Annotated in this window: 13 protein-coding genes and 1 tRNA gene; 4 read left to right on the plus strand and 10 right to left on the minus strand. The window is 70.3% G+C overall.

Features of this window, described 5'->3' with window-relative positions; all coding sequences use genetic code 11:
* Positions 1–80 precede the first annotated feature (80 nt).
* Together JOL79_RS00430 and JOL79_RS00435 are read left to right on the plus strand one after the other, a co-directional pair.
* On the plus strand, positions 81–464 hold the full coding sequence (locus tag JOL79_RS00430; RefSeq protein WP_210154139.1) for a PaaI family thioesterase: 384 nt from the start codon (positions 81–83) through the stop codon (positions 462–464).
* Between the two features lie 321 nt (positions 465–785).
* Positions 786–1,343: a DUF4352 domain-containing protein gene (locus JOL79_RS00435; protein ID WP_210153580.1), complete on the plus strand. Its 558-nt coding sequence runs from the start codon at positions 786–788 to the stop codon at positions 1,341–1,343.
* A 114-nt stretch (positions 1,344–1,457) separates the two neighbouring features.
* Here the strand turns inward: JOL79_RS00435 and JOL79_RS00440 are convergent, their stop codons facing one another.
* From JOL79_RS00440 to JOL79_RS00465, 6 genes are all read right to left on the minus strand, one after another.
* Entirely contained in the window at positions 1,458–2,174 is a 717-nt protein-coding gene (locus JOL79_RS00440; RefSeq protein WP_210153581.1) for an ABC transporter ATP-binding protein, read from the minus strand.
* Complete coding sequence (locus JOL79_RS00445; protein ID WP_210154140.1) at positions 2,164–2,904, minus strand: ABC transporter ATP-binding protein; 741 nt, start codon at positions 2,902–2,904, stop codon at positions 2,164–2,166. Before JOL79_RS00445 ends, JOL79_RS00440 begins: the two co-directional genes overlap by 11 nt.
* Positions 2,905–2,942: 38 nt before the next feature.
* A complete protein-coding gene (locus JOL79_RS00450; RefSeq protein WP_210153582.1) occupies positions 2,943–4,091 on the minus strand; it encodes a branched-chain amino acid ABC transporter permease in 1,149 nt (382 codons plus the stop codon).
* Entirely contained in the window at positions 4,088–5,056 is a 969-nt protein-coding gene (locus tag JOL79_RS00455) for a branched-chain amino acid ABC transporter permease (protein ID WP_210153583.1), read from the minus strand. The genes JOL79_RS00450 and JOL79_RS00455 overlap by 4 nt, the downstream gene beginning before the upstream one ends.
* A 99-nt stretch (positions 5,057–5,155) precedes the next feature.
* Positions 5,156–6,340, minus strand: coding sequence for a branched-chain amino acid ABC transporter substrate-binding protein (locus JOL79_RS00460; protein ID WP_307848207.1), 1,185 nt, complete (start codon positions 6,338–6,340; stop codon positions 5,156–5,158).
* 262 nt (positions 6,341–6,602) lie between these two features.
* Complete coding sequence (locus JOL79_RS00465; RefSeq protein ID WP_307848208.1) at positions 6,603–7,199, minus strand: ANTAR domain-containing response regulator; 597 nt, start codon at positions 7,197–7,199, stop codon at positions 6,603–6,605.
* Positions 7,200–7,302: 103 nt separating this feature from the next.
* On the opposite strand from JOL79_RS00465, the gene JOL79_RS00470 reads away from it, so the two are divergent.
* Positions 7,303–7,376: transfer RNA gene (locus tag JOL79_RS00470), tRNA-Leu, on the plus strand.
* Positions 7,377–7,405: 29 nt separating this feature from the next.
* On the opposite strand, the gene JOL79_RS00475 is transcribed toward JOL79_RS00470, so the two are convergent.
* Positions 7,406–8,383: an alpha/beta hydrolase gene (locus tag JOL79_RS00475; RefSeq protein WP_210153584.1), complete on the minus strand. Its 978-nt coding sequence runs from the start codon at positions 8,381–8,383 to the stop codon at positions 7,406–7,408.
* Between the two features lie 150 nt (positions 8,384–8,533).
* Here JOL79_RS00475 and JOL79_RS00480 point away from each other — a divergent pair, with 150 nt between their 5' ends.
* Positions 8,534–8,908: a winged helix-turn-helix transcriptional regulator gene (locus tag JOL79_RS00480; protein ID WP_210153585.1), complete on the plus strand. Its 375-nt coding sequence runs from the start codon at positions 8,534–8,536 to the stop codon at positions 8,906–8,908.
* Here JOL79_RS00480 and JOL79_RS00485 read toward each other — a convergent pair.
* The 3 genes from JOL79_RS00485 to pyk all read right to left on the minus strand — a co-directional run bounded on the left by JOL79_RS00485 (position 8,852) and on the right by pyk (position 14,158).
* The gene (locus tag JOL79_RS00485) at positions 8,852–10,666 is read right to left on the minus strand and encodes an ABC transporter ATP-binding protein (protein WP_210153586.1); all 1,815 of its coding nucleotides are present in this window, start codon (positions 10,664–10,666) and stop codon (positions 8,852–8,854) included. The two genes, JOL79_RS00480 and JOL79_RS00485, sit on opposite strands and share 57 nt — an antisense overlap.
* Positions 10,663–12,468, minus strand: a complete 1,806-nt coding sequence (locus JOL79_RS00490; protein WP_210153587.1) for an ABC transporter ATP-binding protein — start codon at positions 12,466–12,468, stop codon at positions 10,663–10,665. Before JOL79_RS00490 ends, JOL79_RS00485 begins: the two co-directional genes overlap by 4 nt.
* Positions 12,469–12,727: 259 nt before the next feature.
* A complete protein-coding gene (gene pyk / locus JOL79_RS00495; RefSeq protein WP_210153588.1) occupies positions 12,728–14,158 on the minus strand; it encodes a pyruvate kinase in 1,431 nt (476 codons plus the stop codon).
* Between the last annotated feature and the right edge of the window lie 420 nt (positions 14,159–14,578).

Raw genomic sequence — 14,578 nt, forward strand, 5'->3', positions numbered from 1 at the left:
CCCTACGACATGAATCCGAGGCTCTTCCCACTGGAGGCGTCCCCTTGACCTTGACGAACCCCGACGACGTCGTGGCCCTCATGAACGACTCCGCGCGGGGCCACCTGCCGGAGCGCATGGGGATCGAGATAGTGGAGGCGACCGCGGAACGCGTCGTCGCCCGGATGCCCGTAGAGGGCAACACCCAGCCGTACGGCCTGCTCCACGGCGGGGCCTCGTGTGTGCTCGCGGAGACGGCCGGGTCGATGGGCGCGACCCTGCACGCCGGCCCCGGCCGGATCGCGGTCGGCATCGAGATCAACGCGACGCACCACCGGTCGGCCACGGCCGGAGACGTCACAGCCGTGGCGACCCGCGTCCACGGCGGCCGCACCCTGGCGACGTACGCCATCGAGATCACGGACGGGAGCGACCGGACGATCTGCACCGCCCGGCTGACCTGCATGATCAGGGACGCGGGCTGACCGAGGCACCGCCAAATCGGCTAAAACCCACCTCCGATTACATTCACCCATATATCGGAACGGCTTACGACTCTCTTTGCACGACGGCCGCAACGCTCGCTACCGTTGTGGCTCCAGAGTCCGTGGGGGACCGAGTAGACAACGTGCGGAGCCGGGGAAGCTGTGTACGGTCCCAAAGGTCCTCCACGGGCTCCCGCGGACTCTGCCCGCCTGCCGCCCGGCCTGGTCACCGGAGAGAGCCGGATCACCGGAAAGATACGAACGCGCAACACCTGACCCGGCCCTCACGACGACCCCGCGGCTCGGGCTTAGAGTTCGGACGTGCGTGGGACGACTGTTCTGCTCCTCGGTCTGGTGTCCGCCTCCTGTCTGATCGGCTGCTCCGGCGACCCCGGGAAGGCGGCCCCGAGCCCCTCGCCGACCCCATCGCGGACGTACGTGATCCCCCCGGAGGCCGCGCGGGCGGACGAGACCGTGGTCACGGCGGAGCCGGTGATCGACGGTCAGATGCGGTTCCGCGTCCTGGGTTACAGCCACGGCATGCCGAGCCTCTTCGGCAGCCACGCGGAGTGGAACGCCAAGGGCGCCTACGCCCGGGTCCGGGTGCTGATCGAGAGCACCGACCGGACCAGCCAGAAGTTCGACGCCAAGCAGCAGCTCCTGACGGCCTCCGACGGGCGCACCTTCTCCATCGACTTCCAGGCGCAGACCATCAAGCGGCAGCCCTTCGAGCTGTTCGTCGGCAGCTTCGTGCGGATGGAGTTCGATCTCTGGTACGACGTGCCGAAGGACGCGAAGATAACGGGCATCCGGTTCTTCGCCGATCCGCCCCTCGGCGCCATCGGCCCCTCCAAGGGCGTGCCCGTCCCACTGCCGTGACGTGGGCCCGGGTGCCGGGCCGGGACCGCTCGGCGGCCCGGCCCGGTGTTCGGCTCAGCGCTCGGTTCTGCGTTCGCCTCGGTTCTGCGTTCGCCTCGGTGGCGGCGCCGGCGCTCAGTGCGCGCCGAGCTCCCCGCCGAGATAGGCCGCCCGCACCTGCGGGTCGTCCAGCAGGTCGGCCGCGGGAGCCGACTTGACCACCCGGCCCGTCTCCAGGACGTACGCCCTGTGCGCCAGCTGGAGCGCCTGCTGGGCGTTCTGCTCGACCAGCAGGACGGTGGTGCCGCGGTTGTTGATCTCCTTGATGATCGTGAAGATCTGGGCCACCAGCATCGGGGCGAGACCCATCGACGGCTCGTCGAGCAGCAGCACCTTCGGCTTGCTCATCAGGGCCCGGCCGATGGCCACCATCTGCTGCTCGCCGCCGGACATGGTGCCGCCCGCCTGGTTGCGCCGCTCGGCGAGCCGCGGGAAAAGCTCGAAGACCTCGTCGAGGTCCTTGCTGAGATCTCCCTTGCGCGTGTAGGCGCCCATCATGAGGTTCTCGGTCACGGTCATGCCGGGGAACACCCCGCGGCCCTCGGGAGACTGCCCGATGCCCACCATCACCCGCCGGTGCCCCGCGAGGCGGCTGATGTCCTGGCCGTCGAACCGGACACGGCCGGACGTCAGCGGCCGCAGCCCCGAGATCGTCTTCAGCGTCGTGGTCTTGCCCGCGCCGTTCGCGCCGATGAGAGTGACGATCTCACCGGCGTCGACCTGGAGCGACACGCCCTTGATGGCCTCGATCTTGCCGTAGTGGACGTGGATGTCGTCGACTTCAAGAAGCATCTGCCGGAGCCCCCAGGTACGCCTCGATGACCCTCGGGTCGCTCTGGACCTCGGCGGGCAGGCCGTCTGCGATCTTCTGCCCGAAGTCCAGGACGGCCACGCGGTCGCTGATGCCCATCACCAGCGCCATGTCGTGCTCGATCAGCAACACCGTGCGGCCCGCGTCCCTGATCTTGCGGATGAGCCCCTGGAGCGACTCCTTCTCCGCGGGGTTCATGCCGGCGGCGGGCTCGTCCAGGAGCAGCAGCTTGGGCTCGGTGGCGAGCGCGCGGGCGATCTCCAGGCGCCGCTGGTCTCCGTACGGCAGGTTCCTCGCCGTCTCCTCGGCACGGTGGCCGATGCCGACGAACTCCAGCAACTCCTGGGCGAGCGCCCGGCCCTCGCGCTCCTCGCGCCGGTGGCGGGGCAGGCCGAGCGCCACGCTCACCATGCCCGCCCGGTGGTGCGCGTCCGCGCCGACCATCACGTTCTCCAGCGCCGACATGTTGTGGAACAGCCGGATGTTCTGGAACGTGCGGGCGATGCCGCGCTTGGTCACCTTGAACCGCTTGAGGCCGCTGATGCGGTCGCCGTCGAACAGGACCTGCCCGGAGGTGGGCCGGTAGACGCCGGTCACCACGTTGAAGACCGTCGTCTTGCCGGCGCCGTTCGGCCCGATGAGCGCGAAGATCTCGCCCTCGTTGATCGTCAGCTCGACCTCGCGCAGCGCGACGACACCGCCGAACTGCATGACGATCTTGTCCAGCCGCAGCAGCGGGCGCTTGTCGCTCACTTGGATGCCCCCTCGGATACGGGCTGGGCCTCGGTGCCGGGCACCTCTGCGCCCATGCTGCCCATACCGCCGGTCCCCTCCTCCAGCTCCGCCTTCCGTCGCCGGGACGGCAGGATGCCCTCCGGCCGGAAGATCATCAGCACCACGAGCGCCGCGCCGAAGGCCAGGATCCGGTAGTCGGACAGGCCGCGGAACCGCTCCGGCAGCCATGCGACGAGGAACGCGCCCAGGATCACGCCCGGGATGTTGCCCGAGCCGCCGAGCACGACCGCCGCGAGGATGGTCGCGGACAGCATGAAGAGGAAGTCGTTCGGGTTGATGGAGATCGTCTTGCCGGCCCAGACGACGCCCATGGCGCCGCCGATGGACGCGCCGATGGCGAAGGCCAGCAACTTGAACTTGAACGTCGGCACGCCCATGACCTCGGCCGCGTCCTCGTCCTCGCGGATCGCCGCCCAGGCCCGGCCCACCCTGCTCTTCTCCCACCGCTTCACCAGGATGATGATCGCGGTGGCGACGACGACCAGGAGGTAGTAGTACGGCCGGGGGTCGAGCACGCCGTAGTGGAAGATCTGGACGCCGAAGATCTCGACGCCGTCGATGCTCGGCGGGTGGGGGATGCCGGCGATGCCGCGGGGCCCGCCGATCGCGTCGGTGTTCTCGGCCGTCTGCCGCACGATCTCACCGAAACCGAGGGTGACGATCGCGAGGTAGTCGCCGCGTAGCCGCAGCGTCGGTGCGCCCAGCACGACACCCGAGACCGCCGACAGGATGACGCCGGCGATCAGGATCTCCCAGAAGTTCAGGCCGAGCTTCGTGCCGAGGAGCGCCATCGAGTATCCGCCGATTGCGAAGAACGCGACGTACCCGAGGTCGAGCAGGCCGGCCTGCCCGACGACGACGTTGAGGCCGATCGCGAGCACCACGAAGGTGCCGATGGGGAAGAACAGGACGCTGGCCCAGTCGCTGTAGGGCGACATGATCGGGGCGAGCGAGTCGGACGGCAGCAGCAGCGCCAGGACGAACAGCACCGCGTAGACGATCCACCGCTGCCAGCCGGGGGCCGCCGCCCACCGGTCGCGGACGCCGCTCGTCGCGGCCCGCAGGGGGTTCCTACCTTTGATCATCGAGGTCGTCTCACTCATGCGCGCGCCTGCTGGAGGGATTCGCCGAGGATGCCGGTCGGCCGGAACATCAGAACAAGGACGAGGACGGTGAAGGCGATGACGTCCTTCCACCCGGAGCCGAAGATCCCGGCGCCGTAGTTCTCGATCAGGCCGAGGAACATGCCGCCGACCAGCGCTCCCCGGATGTTGCCGATCCCGCCGAGCACCGCGGCCGTGAACGCCTTGATGCCCAGGAGGAATCCGATGGAGAACTTGGTGACCTCGAACTGGAGCACGAACAGGGCGCCCGCGACGCCGGCCATGAGGCCGCCGATGAGGAACGTCGCGCGGACGACCTTGTCGATGTCCACGCCCATCAGCACCGCGGTCTCCGGGTCCTGCGAGGTGGCCCGGATGGCCCGGCCGATTTTGGTGCGGTTCACCAGGAGGTCGAGCAGGATCATCATCAGGATGGACGCCGCGAAGATGATGACCTGGTCGATCCTGATCTGCGCGCCGCCGATCGTGAACAGCACGTCCTTCTGCATGATGCGGGCCACACCCATCTGGTTGCGGCCCTGCTGCGGGCGGTTGAAGACGTGCGGGATGATCACCAGGGCGAACAGTTCCTGGAGGAACAGGGACGCGCCGATCGCCGAGATGAGGGCCGCGAGGCGGGACGCTCCCCGCTTGCGCAGCGGCCGATAGGCGATGCGTTCCAGGAGCGCCGCGGAGCCCGCGGAGGCCAGGCCCCCGGCGAGCACCATGAGCAGCAGGCCGCCCACCAGGGCGAACCCGGTCAGCGGCTGGGTGATCCCCATCGTCATCACGACGAAGGCCGCCGCCATGGTTCCGATCATGAAGACTTCGGAGTGGGCGAAGTTGATCAGGCGGAGAACGCCGTAGACCATCGTGTAGCCCAGGGCGACGAGGCCGTAGATCGCGCCCAGGATGAGGCCGTCAATCGTGTACGGCCAGAACGAGCCGAGAAGGTTATCGAACACGCGCTCTGCTTTCCGGGTGACTTACACGCGACGAAGGGGGCGGAGGCCCTGTGACGTGTCCCCGCCCCCTACTGACTGCTCTTGGCGCTGGTCCTTCCGTCAGCCCAGCTTCGCCGTCATCGTGTCACCCAGCAGGCCGATCTGACCGGCCTTCACCTGGTAGATGTAGATCGACTTGGCGGCCGGCTCACCGTTGGGGTCGAACTTGATGTGCTTGGAGATGCCGTCGAAGTCCGACTTGCCGACCGCCTCGTTGATCGCGTCCGAGGTGGTCGCGCCGCTCTGGATCGCCTTGAGGAAGGCCGTCATGGCGTCGTAGCCCTCGGTGGCGTAGATCAGCGGGTCGGCGCCGAACTTGGCCTTGTAGTCGTCGGCGAACTTCTTGACGTTCGCGTCGGTCTCGCCGGCGGTCGGGATGCGGCACGGGCAGCCGATGAGGGCGCCCTCGGCCTGCTGCTCGCCCGCGCCCTCGATGAGGCCCTTGTCCAGCGAGCCGTCCGCCGAGAAGAACTTCGCGGTGACGCCCTTGTCGCGGAGCTGCTTGAGCAGCTTGCCGGCCGCGGCGTAGTAACCGCCGAAGAAGAGCGCGTCCGGCTTCGCGGCGGCGACCTTGTTGACCGTCGAGGAGTAGTCGGTGGCGTTGGGGTCGAGCGAGTCGTCGGTGACGGTGGCACCCTTCGTCTTCAGCTCGCCGCGGACGGCGTCACCGAGACCCTTGCCGTACTCGGACTTGTCGTCGACCACGAAGACGTTCTTCGCCGCGGCGGCGCCCACGATGAAGTCGGCGATGGCCGGGCCCTGCACGCCGTCGTTCGGAACCACGCGGTGCCAGTACTTCCAGCCGTTCTTCGCCAGATCGACGTTGGTCGCGGAGGCGGAGATGTTCGGGATCTTCGCCTCCTCCAGGACCGGAACGGCCTGCTTCGACTCACCCGAGAAGGCGGGACCCACCAAAGCGACGATCTTGTCCGTCTTGATCGCCTGCTGCGCAAGAGAGACGGCGGTGGTCGCGTCGGCCCGGCTGTCGTAGGGAATCAGCTCGACCTTCACCTTGGGATTGGTGGCGTTGTACTGGTCGACGGCAAGCTGGGCACCGTTCCTCGGCGGAATGACAATGCCGGAGTTCTCTCCGGAGAGGTCACCCATGAACCCGATCTTCAAAGTGGTCGGGGCGGCGGATGTGTCGCCGTCGGAGGACGAACCAGAACCACCACAGGCCGTCAGGGCGAGTCCGGCCGCCGCGACGACGGCCAGCGCGCGCCCAAGGGGGGCAAAGCGGATCACGAGCTATCTCCTTCATCCAGACCCGGGAACGGCGGGGTCGCCGGCCGGTCCCGATCGATTGGCGCAAAGGTACATAGCCGATGTGGCCTACGACCAGGCATGCATCAGAACTGTCCACACTTGGATGCGGAGTCGTAATAACTCCTCAACACACCCGGCCACCCGTCCTGACCAGCGCATCTCAGGTCTCACGGCTTCACCGCGAGCCCGTGCGGGGAGCTTCCGGAAATCTTGGACGGGGTGGCCGGGAGGCCGGCCGGCGTCACGCGGGGGGCCGCGCCTCGCCGGTGCTCTCGTTGACCACGATCTGGGCCACCTGCCGCATGCTCATCCGCCGGTCCATCGACGCCTTCTGGATCCACCGGAACGCCTGCGGCTCGGTCCAGCCGTGCTGGGTCATGAGCAGGCCCTTGGCCCGCTCGACGAGCTTGCGGGTCTCCAGCCGCTCGGAGAGGGTGGAGACCTCCTTCTCCAGGGCCGCGATCTCCTCGTGCCGGCTCACGGCCATCTCGATGGCCGGGACCAGGTCGCCCTTCGTGAAGGGCTTGACGAGATAGGCCATCGCCCCGGCGTCCCTGGCCCGCTCGACCAGGTCGCGTTGCGAGAACGCGGTGAGGATGAGACAGGGCGCGATCCGCTCCGAGACGATGCGCTCGGCCGCGGAGATGCCGTCGAGCACGGGCATCTTCACGTCCAGAATCACCAGATCCGGCCGGAGCTCGGCGGCCATCTTCACCGCGGTCTCCCCGTCGCCGGCCTCGCCCACCACGGCGTAGCCGTCCTCTTCGAGCATCTCCTTCAGGTCGAGGCGGATCAGTGCCTCGTCTTCCGCGATCACCACTCGCCGCTGAGTACTCACGCACAAGAGGTTACCGACGTCCGCTACATTGGAACCACGCCAGGGCGGCCAAAGTGATCTCCGGAATCCATGGCGACGCTACAATGGGGATATATCCCCAAAAGCCCCGATAGACCAATCGGCAGAGTCGATGGCCTCAAAATCCATTCAGTGTGGGTTCGAATCCCACTCGGGGCACTTCGCGGCGGCCCGGCTCTCCGCACCGCTCACCCGGCGGGCGTGAGACTCCGATGGAGGAAGGCGGCCGTCTCCTCGCAGGCCCGGCCGACGTACGGCTCCACGTCGTAGAGGTCGATGTGTTCCCGGCAGTCCAGCCAGACCGCCCGCTTCGGCCCGGGCGTCCGGTCGACGAGCGCGGCGGCCAGTTCGGGCGAGCAGTAGGCGTCGGTCTTCCCGTGCACCACCAGCAGGGGTGTGCGGCCGAGCAGCGGCGCGGCCCCGAGCGCGTCGAAGGTCATCAGGCTGTGCAGCGATCCCCGGGTCACCCGGTTCTCCCAGTTGGGGGCGGCGGAGCGGAACGTGCCGTAGTAGGCGTACGGCTCCTCCCCCGGCATCGCCGCCTCGCCGCCGGCGGGGGCCACGGCCGGCACCTCCTCGTCGTACCGGTCGGCGAATCCCGCCAGCGCCGCGCGGTAGGCGTCGATGCCCATCCCCTCGGCGAAGCGCGCCGGGCTGTTGTACGCTCCGGCGATCCCGGCGACCGCCCGCACCCGGGGGTCGGCCGCCGCCGCCCGCACCGCGTAGCCACCGCCGAGACAGATCCCGACCAGGCCGATCGCCCCGGGGTCGACGCCCGGCAGGCGCGTGAGCAGGGTGACGGCGGCCCGCAGGTCGTCGAGCTTGCCCTGGCTGTCCTCGTGTCCCCGGCGGCCGCCGCTCTCGCCGAAGCCACGGTGGTCGAAGGCCAGCGTGGCCAGGCCGGCCTCGGCGAGCCGCTCGGCGTACCGGCCCGTGACCTGTTCCTTCACCCCGGTGAACGGCCCCGTCAGGGCGACGGCGGGGACCGGTCCGGACGCCCGCGGCAGCCGGAGCACGCCCACCAGTTCGATCTCTCCGGCGGAGAAGACCACCCGCTCCGTTCGCGTCTCCTCCCGCCTACCCTCCCGCTCAGCCCCCGGGCCGGCATCCGTGACCGGCGACCGGTCTCCGGTCCGCACCCCTGTGTGAATGGTCGAATCTCCCATGAGTGAGACCCCTGTCCCCTGCGTCGTGTCTAGTGTCGGATCTGTCGATATGCCGATCATGCGGCCGAGCACGAGGCTAGGCGCGCCGTGCCGCCCCGGCCAGAAGGCACTTTCCGGTGCCCTCCGGGCGGGACCGGGAAGGGAGGCCCGATGGACCCGGTGATCCCGGACGTGCTGGAAGAGACCTGCGCGACCCGGCAGGCGCTGGAGCGGTTCGCGGCCAAGTGGCGGGTGCTGCTTCTCTACGCGCTGCTGGCCGGTCCGCAGCGCCACGCGGAGCTGCGCCGCCGCCTGCCGGGGATCACGCAGAAGGTGCTGACCGAGACGCTCCGGGGGATGGAGGCGGACGGCATGGTCGAGCGGCGGGTGGTGAAGGACTCGCCGCCCCGTCACGTCGAGTACGCCCTGACCGACCTCGGCCGCACGCTGCGAGAGCCGCTGGCGGCCATCTGCGCCTGGGCGGCGCGGTCAGGCCAGGCTCTCCATCCAGGCGCGGTGCAGCCGGGCGAACCGCCCGGAGAGTGACAGGAGGCGATCCGGCGGGCCGTCCTCGACGATGCGCCCCGCGTCCATGACGAGCACCCGGTCGGCGATCTCCACGGTCGACAGGCGGTGCGCGATGATCAGCGCCGTGCGGTCGGCCAGGACGGTACGCAGCGCCCGCTGGACGAGGCGCTCGGTCGGCACGTCGAGGCTGGAGGTGGCCTCGTCCAGGATCAGCACGGCCGGGTCGGCGAGGAACGCGCGGGCGAAGGCGACGAGCTGCCGCTGCCCCGCCGACATGCGGCCACCGCGTTTGCCCACCTCCGTCCGGTAACCGGCCGGCAGGCTGGAGATGTACCCGTGGGCGCCGATGGCCTGGGCGGCCTCCACGACGGCCTCCATCGGCGCGTCGGGCCGGCCGAACCGCACGTTGTCCTCGATCGTCCCGCTGAACAGGAAGTTCTCCTGGGTGACCATGACCACGTGGCGGCGCAGGGTGGCCTCGTCGAGCTCACGAAGGTCGACGCCGTCGAGCAGGACGCGGCCGGCCACCGGGTCGTAGAACCGGGCGATCAGCTTGGCCAGGGTCGTCTTGCCCGCGCCCGTGGCGCCGACGACGGCGACGGTCTGCCCGGGCGGTATCTCCAGGTCCAGCATCGGCAGCACCGGCGGCCCGCCGTCGTAGGCGAACTCGACGGCGTCGAACCGCACGCGGCCCGCTGCCCGTGGAAGAGGGGCGGGACGCGACGGCTCGGGGACGTCGGGTGTCTCCTCCAGCACCCCCGACAGCTTCTCCAGCGCCGCGCCGGCCGACTGCAGCGTGTTGTAGAACTGGCTGATCTCCTGCATGGGCTCGTAGAACTGGCGCAGGTAGAGCAGGAACGCGGCCAGCACCCCGACCGTGACCCTGCCGTCGAGGGCGAGCCATCCGCCGTACAGCAGGACGGCGGCCACCGTGACGTTGCCGATCAGCTTGATGCCGGGCATGAACACGGCGACCAGACGCCACCCGCGGGAGTTGGCCTCCAGATAGTCGGCGTTGAGCCGCTCGAAGATCTCCTGGTTGCGCGGCTCCCGGCGGAACGCCTGCACGGCCCTGATCCCCGTCATCGACTCCACGAAGTGGACGATGACCAAGGCCACGGCCTCCCTGGTCCGCCGGTAGGCGGCGCCCGACCGGCGCCGGAACCAGCGGGTGAACAGCATGAGCACCGGCAGCGGCACCAGCGCGACCAGCCCGAGGTGGACGTCGAGCACCAGCAGCATGACCGCGGTGCCGCCCATGGTGAGCACCGCGGTCACCAGACCGTCGAAGCCCGCTTCCAGCAGTTCTGAGATCGCCTCGACGTCCGAGGTGAGCCGGGATATCACCCGCCCCGAGGTGTATCTCTCGTGGAACGACAGCGACAGCCGCTGGAAATGGCCGAAGACCCGGCGGCGCAGTTCGAGCAGGACGTCCTGGCCGATCCGGCCGGACATCCGCAGGAACGCCTGCCGGGTGACCGCCTGGGTCAGCGCCGCCAGCAGGACCAGGGCGACGACGGCGATCAGCGTGCCCGGCCCGCCGCCGCGCGTCAGCGGCGGGATGCCGCTGTCGATACCCGTTTTCACCAGGTACGGCAGGGCGAGCTGGGCGCCGTTGGAGATCACGATGACGACGGTCAGCACGGCGATCGCCCGCCGGTGCGGCCGGAGCAGATCGCCGAGCAGGCGCCGGGAGCGGGCCCGCAGCAGCAGTGAGACGCTCTCCGTGATGTCGTCGCGGTTCTCCGCGGCCACGCCCCGCCAGTCGCCGCTCACCGCAGCGCCTCCTCGGGATCGAGGTCGGCGTCCTGGGCGAGCAGGGCCCGATACTCGGGCACCGAGGCCAGCAGCTCCGTGTGCCGCCCGACGTGGGCGATCGTGCCGTCCCGCAGCATCGCCACCCGGTCGGCGAGCAGCACCGTCGAGGCCCGGTGGGCCACCACCAGCCCGGTCGCGTCGGCCAGCACCGCCCGCAGCGCCTCCTCCACCAGCGCCTCGGTCTCGACGTCGAGGGCCGACAGGGTGTCGTCGAGCACGAGGACGCGCGGCCGGCCGAGGATCGCGCGGGCGAGCGCGAGCCGCTGCCGCTGGCCGCCGGACAGCGACATGCCCTGCTCTCCGATGCGGGTGTCGAGCCCCCATGGCAGGTCGTACGCGAAGGTCGCCTGAGCGATCTCCAGGGCCTCCCGCACGTCCTGGTCGGTGGCGTCGTGGTGGCCGAGGGTGACGTTCTCCCTGACGCTCATGGAGAACAGCGTGGGCTCCTCGAACGCCGTGGCCACGACGGACCGCAGCGACTCCAGCGACAGGTCGCGCACGTCGTGCCCGTCGATCGTGACCCGGCCACCGGTGGCGTCGCACAGCCGCGGCACCAGGGCGGCCAGCGTCGTCTTGCCGGATCCGGTCGCCCCGACGAGGGCCACCGTCTCCCCCGGCCGGATGTCGAGCCAGACGTCGCGCAGGACCGGGCGGTCCGTCCCGGGAAAGCGGAACTCCACTCCCTCGAAGCGGACGTGGCCGCGGGGCCGCTCGACGATCTCGGGGCCGCCGACGATCTCCGGTGTGGTGTCGAGCACCTCGACCACCCGGTCGGCCGCGGTCATCGCCTCCTGGCCCATCGCCAGGATGTAGCCCAGTGAGGCGACCGGCCAGACGAGCTGCAGGACGAGCGTGGTGAACGCGACGAGCATGCCGACGGTGAGCGCGCCCGCGCCGACCGCCGCGGCGCCGAGCAGCAGCACCAGGGCGAGGGTGATGTTGGGCACGACCTCGAGAAAGGTGAAGAACCGGGAGGAGAGCAGCACCTTCCGCAGGGAGGTCGCGTGGACGCGGGTCGCGCCCCGGTCGAACCCGGCGTACACATGCGCGCTCCGCCCGAACGCCTTGACGGTGCGGACGCCGACCGCCGCCTCCTCCACGAGCGTCGCGAGATCGCCCTGCTGGTCCTGGACCTGCCGGGAGATGAGGATGTAGCGCCGCTCGAACCGCAGCGACAGGAGCACGACCGGCACGGAGGAGCCCGCGACGAGCAGCCCGAGCGGCCAGTACATCCGCAGGAGCACCACGGTCACGGCGGAGAGCTGCAGGATGTTCATTATCAGGAACAGCACGCCGAACCCGAGGAACCGCCGGATCGCCGACAGGTCGGTGGTCACGCGGGACAGGAGCTGGCCCGACTGCCACTCCCCGTGGAAGCTCATGGGCAGCCGTTGCAGGTGGCGGTAGAGATCGTCGCGGATCGCGGCCTCCAGCCCGAGCACCGGCCCCGCCTGCGCCCACCGGCGCACGAAGGTCAGCAGGGCCTCCGCGACGCCGAGGCCGAGGGCGAGCAGGCCGAGCGGCAGCAGCGCGGCCCGGTCGCCGTGGGTCACCGGGCCGTCGATGATGTCCTTGCCGACCAGCGGGAGGACGGTGCCCGCCGCGATGCCGAGCAGCGCGGCCGACCAGGAGACGACCATGTGCGGGACGTAGGCCCGCAGGTAGGACCTCAGCCGCCACAACGAGCGCCACGAGGACGCGCCGGGAACGGTGCCGGGGCCGTCGCCGGAGGGCCCTGAGGACACCGTGTCAGCGGGCATGGTCGGGGAGCACTCCTCGCCGGGCGTCGGACAGAATCGGACGACTCGCTGATGTCATGCTCTGTCAGACCTGGCGCCGTGGGCAACCCGTTTTCCGCCGCCGCCGGGTGCCCCAGGCTCGCCGGAGGCGACCCGGCCGGGCTCGCCCCGCTTCCCGGTACGGGACCGCCGGAGGCCTGTCACGCGGACGGCCCGCACGGCCGGCGGGGACGCCGGGCCGTACGGGCCGGGAAAGCGGGAACAGCCGGAGAAGGGGCGGTCAGCCCGAATGCGCCACCGCTGAGCCGATGGTGTGGACCCGCAGCGCGTTGGTCGACCCCATGTTCCCGGGCGGGGAGCCCGCGACGATGACGACCTTGTCGCCCTTCTCGCACACGCCGAGCGACAGCAGCGAGGCCTCCACCTGGCGGACCATGTCGTCGGTGTGGTGCACGAAGGGCACCTCGAACGTCTCGACGCCCCAGGTGAGCGCGAGCTGGCCGCGGACCTTGGGGTTGGAGGTGAAGGCCAGCAGCGGGATCGGCGAACGGTAGCGGGCCAGCCGGCGGGCGGTCTCCCCCGACATGGTGAACGCGATCAGGGCCTTGGCCTTGACGATGGCGCCGACCTCGGCGGCGGCGCGGGCGATCGCGCCGCCCGTCGTCTCCGGCAGGCGGTCGAGGTTGTGCTTCGCCCGCAGGGTGTCGCCTTCGGCGGCGACGGCGATGCGGTGCATCGTGGACACCGACTCGATGGGGTAGTCGCCCACCGACGTCTCGCCCGACAGCATCACCGCGTCGGCGCCGTCCATGACGGCGTAGGCGACGTCAGAGGCCTCTGCCCGGGTGGGCCGGGGGGCGCTCATCATCGAGTCGAGCATCTGGGTGGCCACGATCACCGGGTGCGCCTTCTCGCGGCACAGCTCGATGATCCGCCGCTGGACGATCGGGACCTGCTCCAGCGGGAGCTCCACGCCCAGGTCGCCGCGGGCGACCATGACGCCGTCGAAGGCGTCGACGATCTCCTCGAGGCAGTCGACCGCCTGCGGCTTCTCGATCTTCGCGAGGAGCGGCAGGTGGACGCCCTCCTCGTCCATGATGGCGCGGACGATGCCGGCGTCCTCCGCCGAGCGCACGAACGACAGGGCGATCATGTCGAAGCCGGTGCGCAGGGCCCAGCGGAGGTCGGCCTCGTCCTTGTCGGTGAGCGCGGGGGCGCTGACGGCGACACCGGGCAGGTTCAGGCCCTTGTTGTCGGAGATCATGCCGCCGATGACGACGCGGGTGACGACCCGGGGGCCCTCGACGGCGGTCACCTCGAGGTTGAGGCGGCCGTCGTCGACCAGGATGGTGTCGCCCGGCTTCACGTCTCCGGGGAGGCCCGCGTACGTCGTGGAGACGAGGTCGCGGTCTCCGGGGGCGTCCTCGGTGGTGATCGTGAAGACGTCACCGAAGGCCAGCCGGACCGGCCCGGACGCGAAACGGCCGACGCGGATCTTCGGGCCCTGCAGGTCGGCGAGGACGCCGACGGCGGCGCCCAGTTCGTCGGCGGCGGCCCTGACCCGGTCGAGGATCTCCTTGTGGAGCTCGTGGCTACCGTGCGAGAGGTTGAAGCGGGCCACGTTCATCCCGGCCCCGATCAACTCGCGGAGACGCTCCGGCGAGGATGTGGCGGGTCCGAGGGTACAGACGATCTTTGCTCGACGACTCACATGCCCTACCCTAATTGGTACAGACCACTTCGTGTGACGGCGCACACAGCTGTCGCTGAATGTTCAGACTTCTCACGCCTTCCGGGGCTCCGGCCGTACCGGCCGGAACGCGCGCCCGGGGTCGGGGCGCCGGCGGCCCGAGGGCGAACGACGACGCTGATCGGCGGCCGGACGCATCCGTAAGGTTACCAACCTCTGAGCCCCCGGGTCGGCCCGCGTCCCCGATCGTGCGATCGTCCGATCGCCAGGCTGCCCGCCGTGCCACCCGCCGTGCCACCCACCGCGCCGACCATCCCGCTGCCGCCCCGCCGCCGCCCCGCCGCCGCCCGCGCAGCGCGTCCCGCCGCTAACCGCGCCGGGACGGGCCGGGACGGGCCGGGGAGGCGGCCCGCGGCGGAGAACGGCGCCGCACTATCCTTG

The sequence above is a fragment of the Microbispora oryzae genome, from assembly GCF_017896165.1.
Lineage (GTDB): Bacteria > Actinomycetota > Actinomycetes > Streptosporangiales > Streptosporangiaceae > Microbispora > Microbispora oryzae.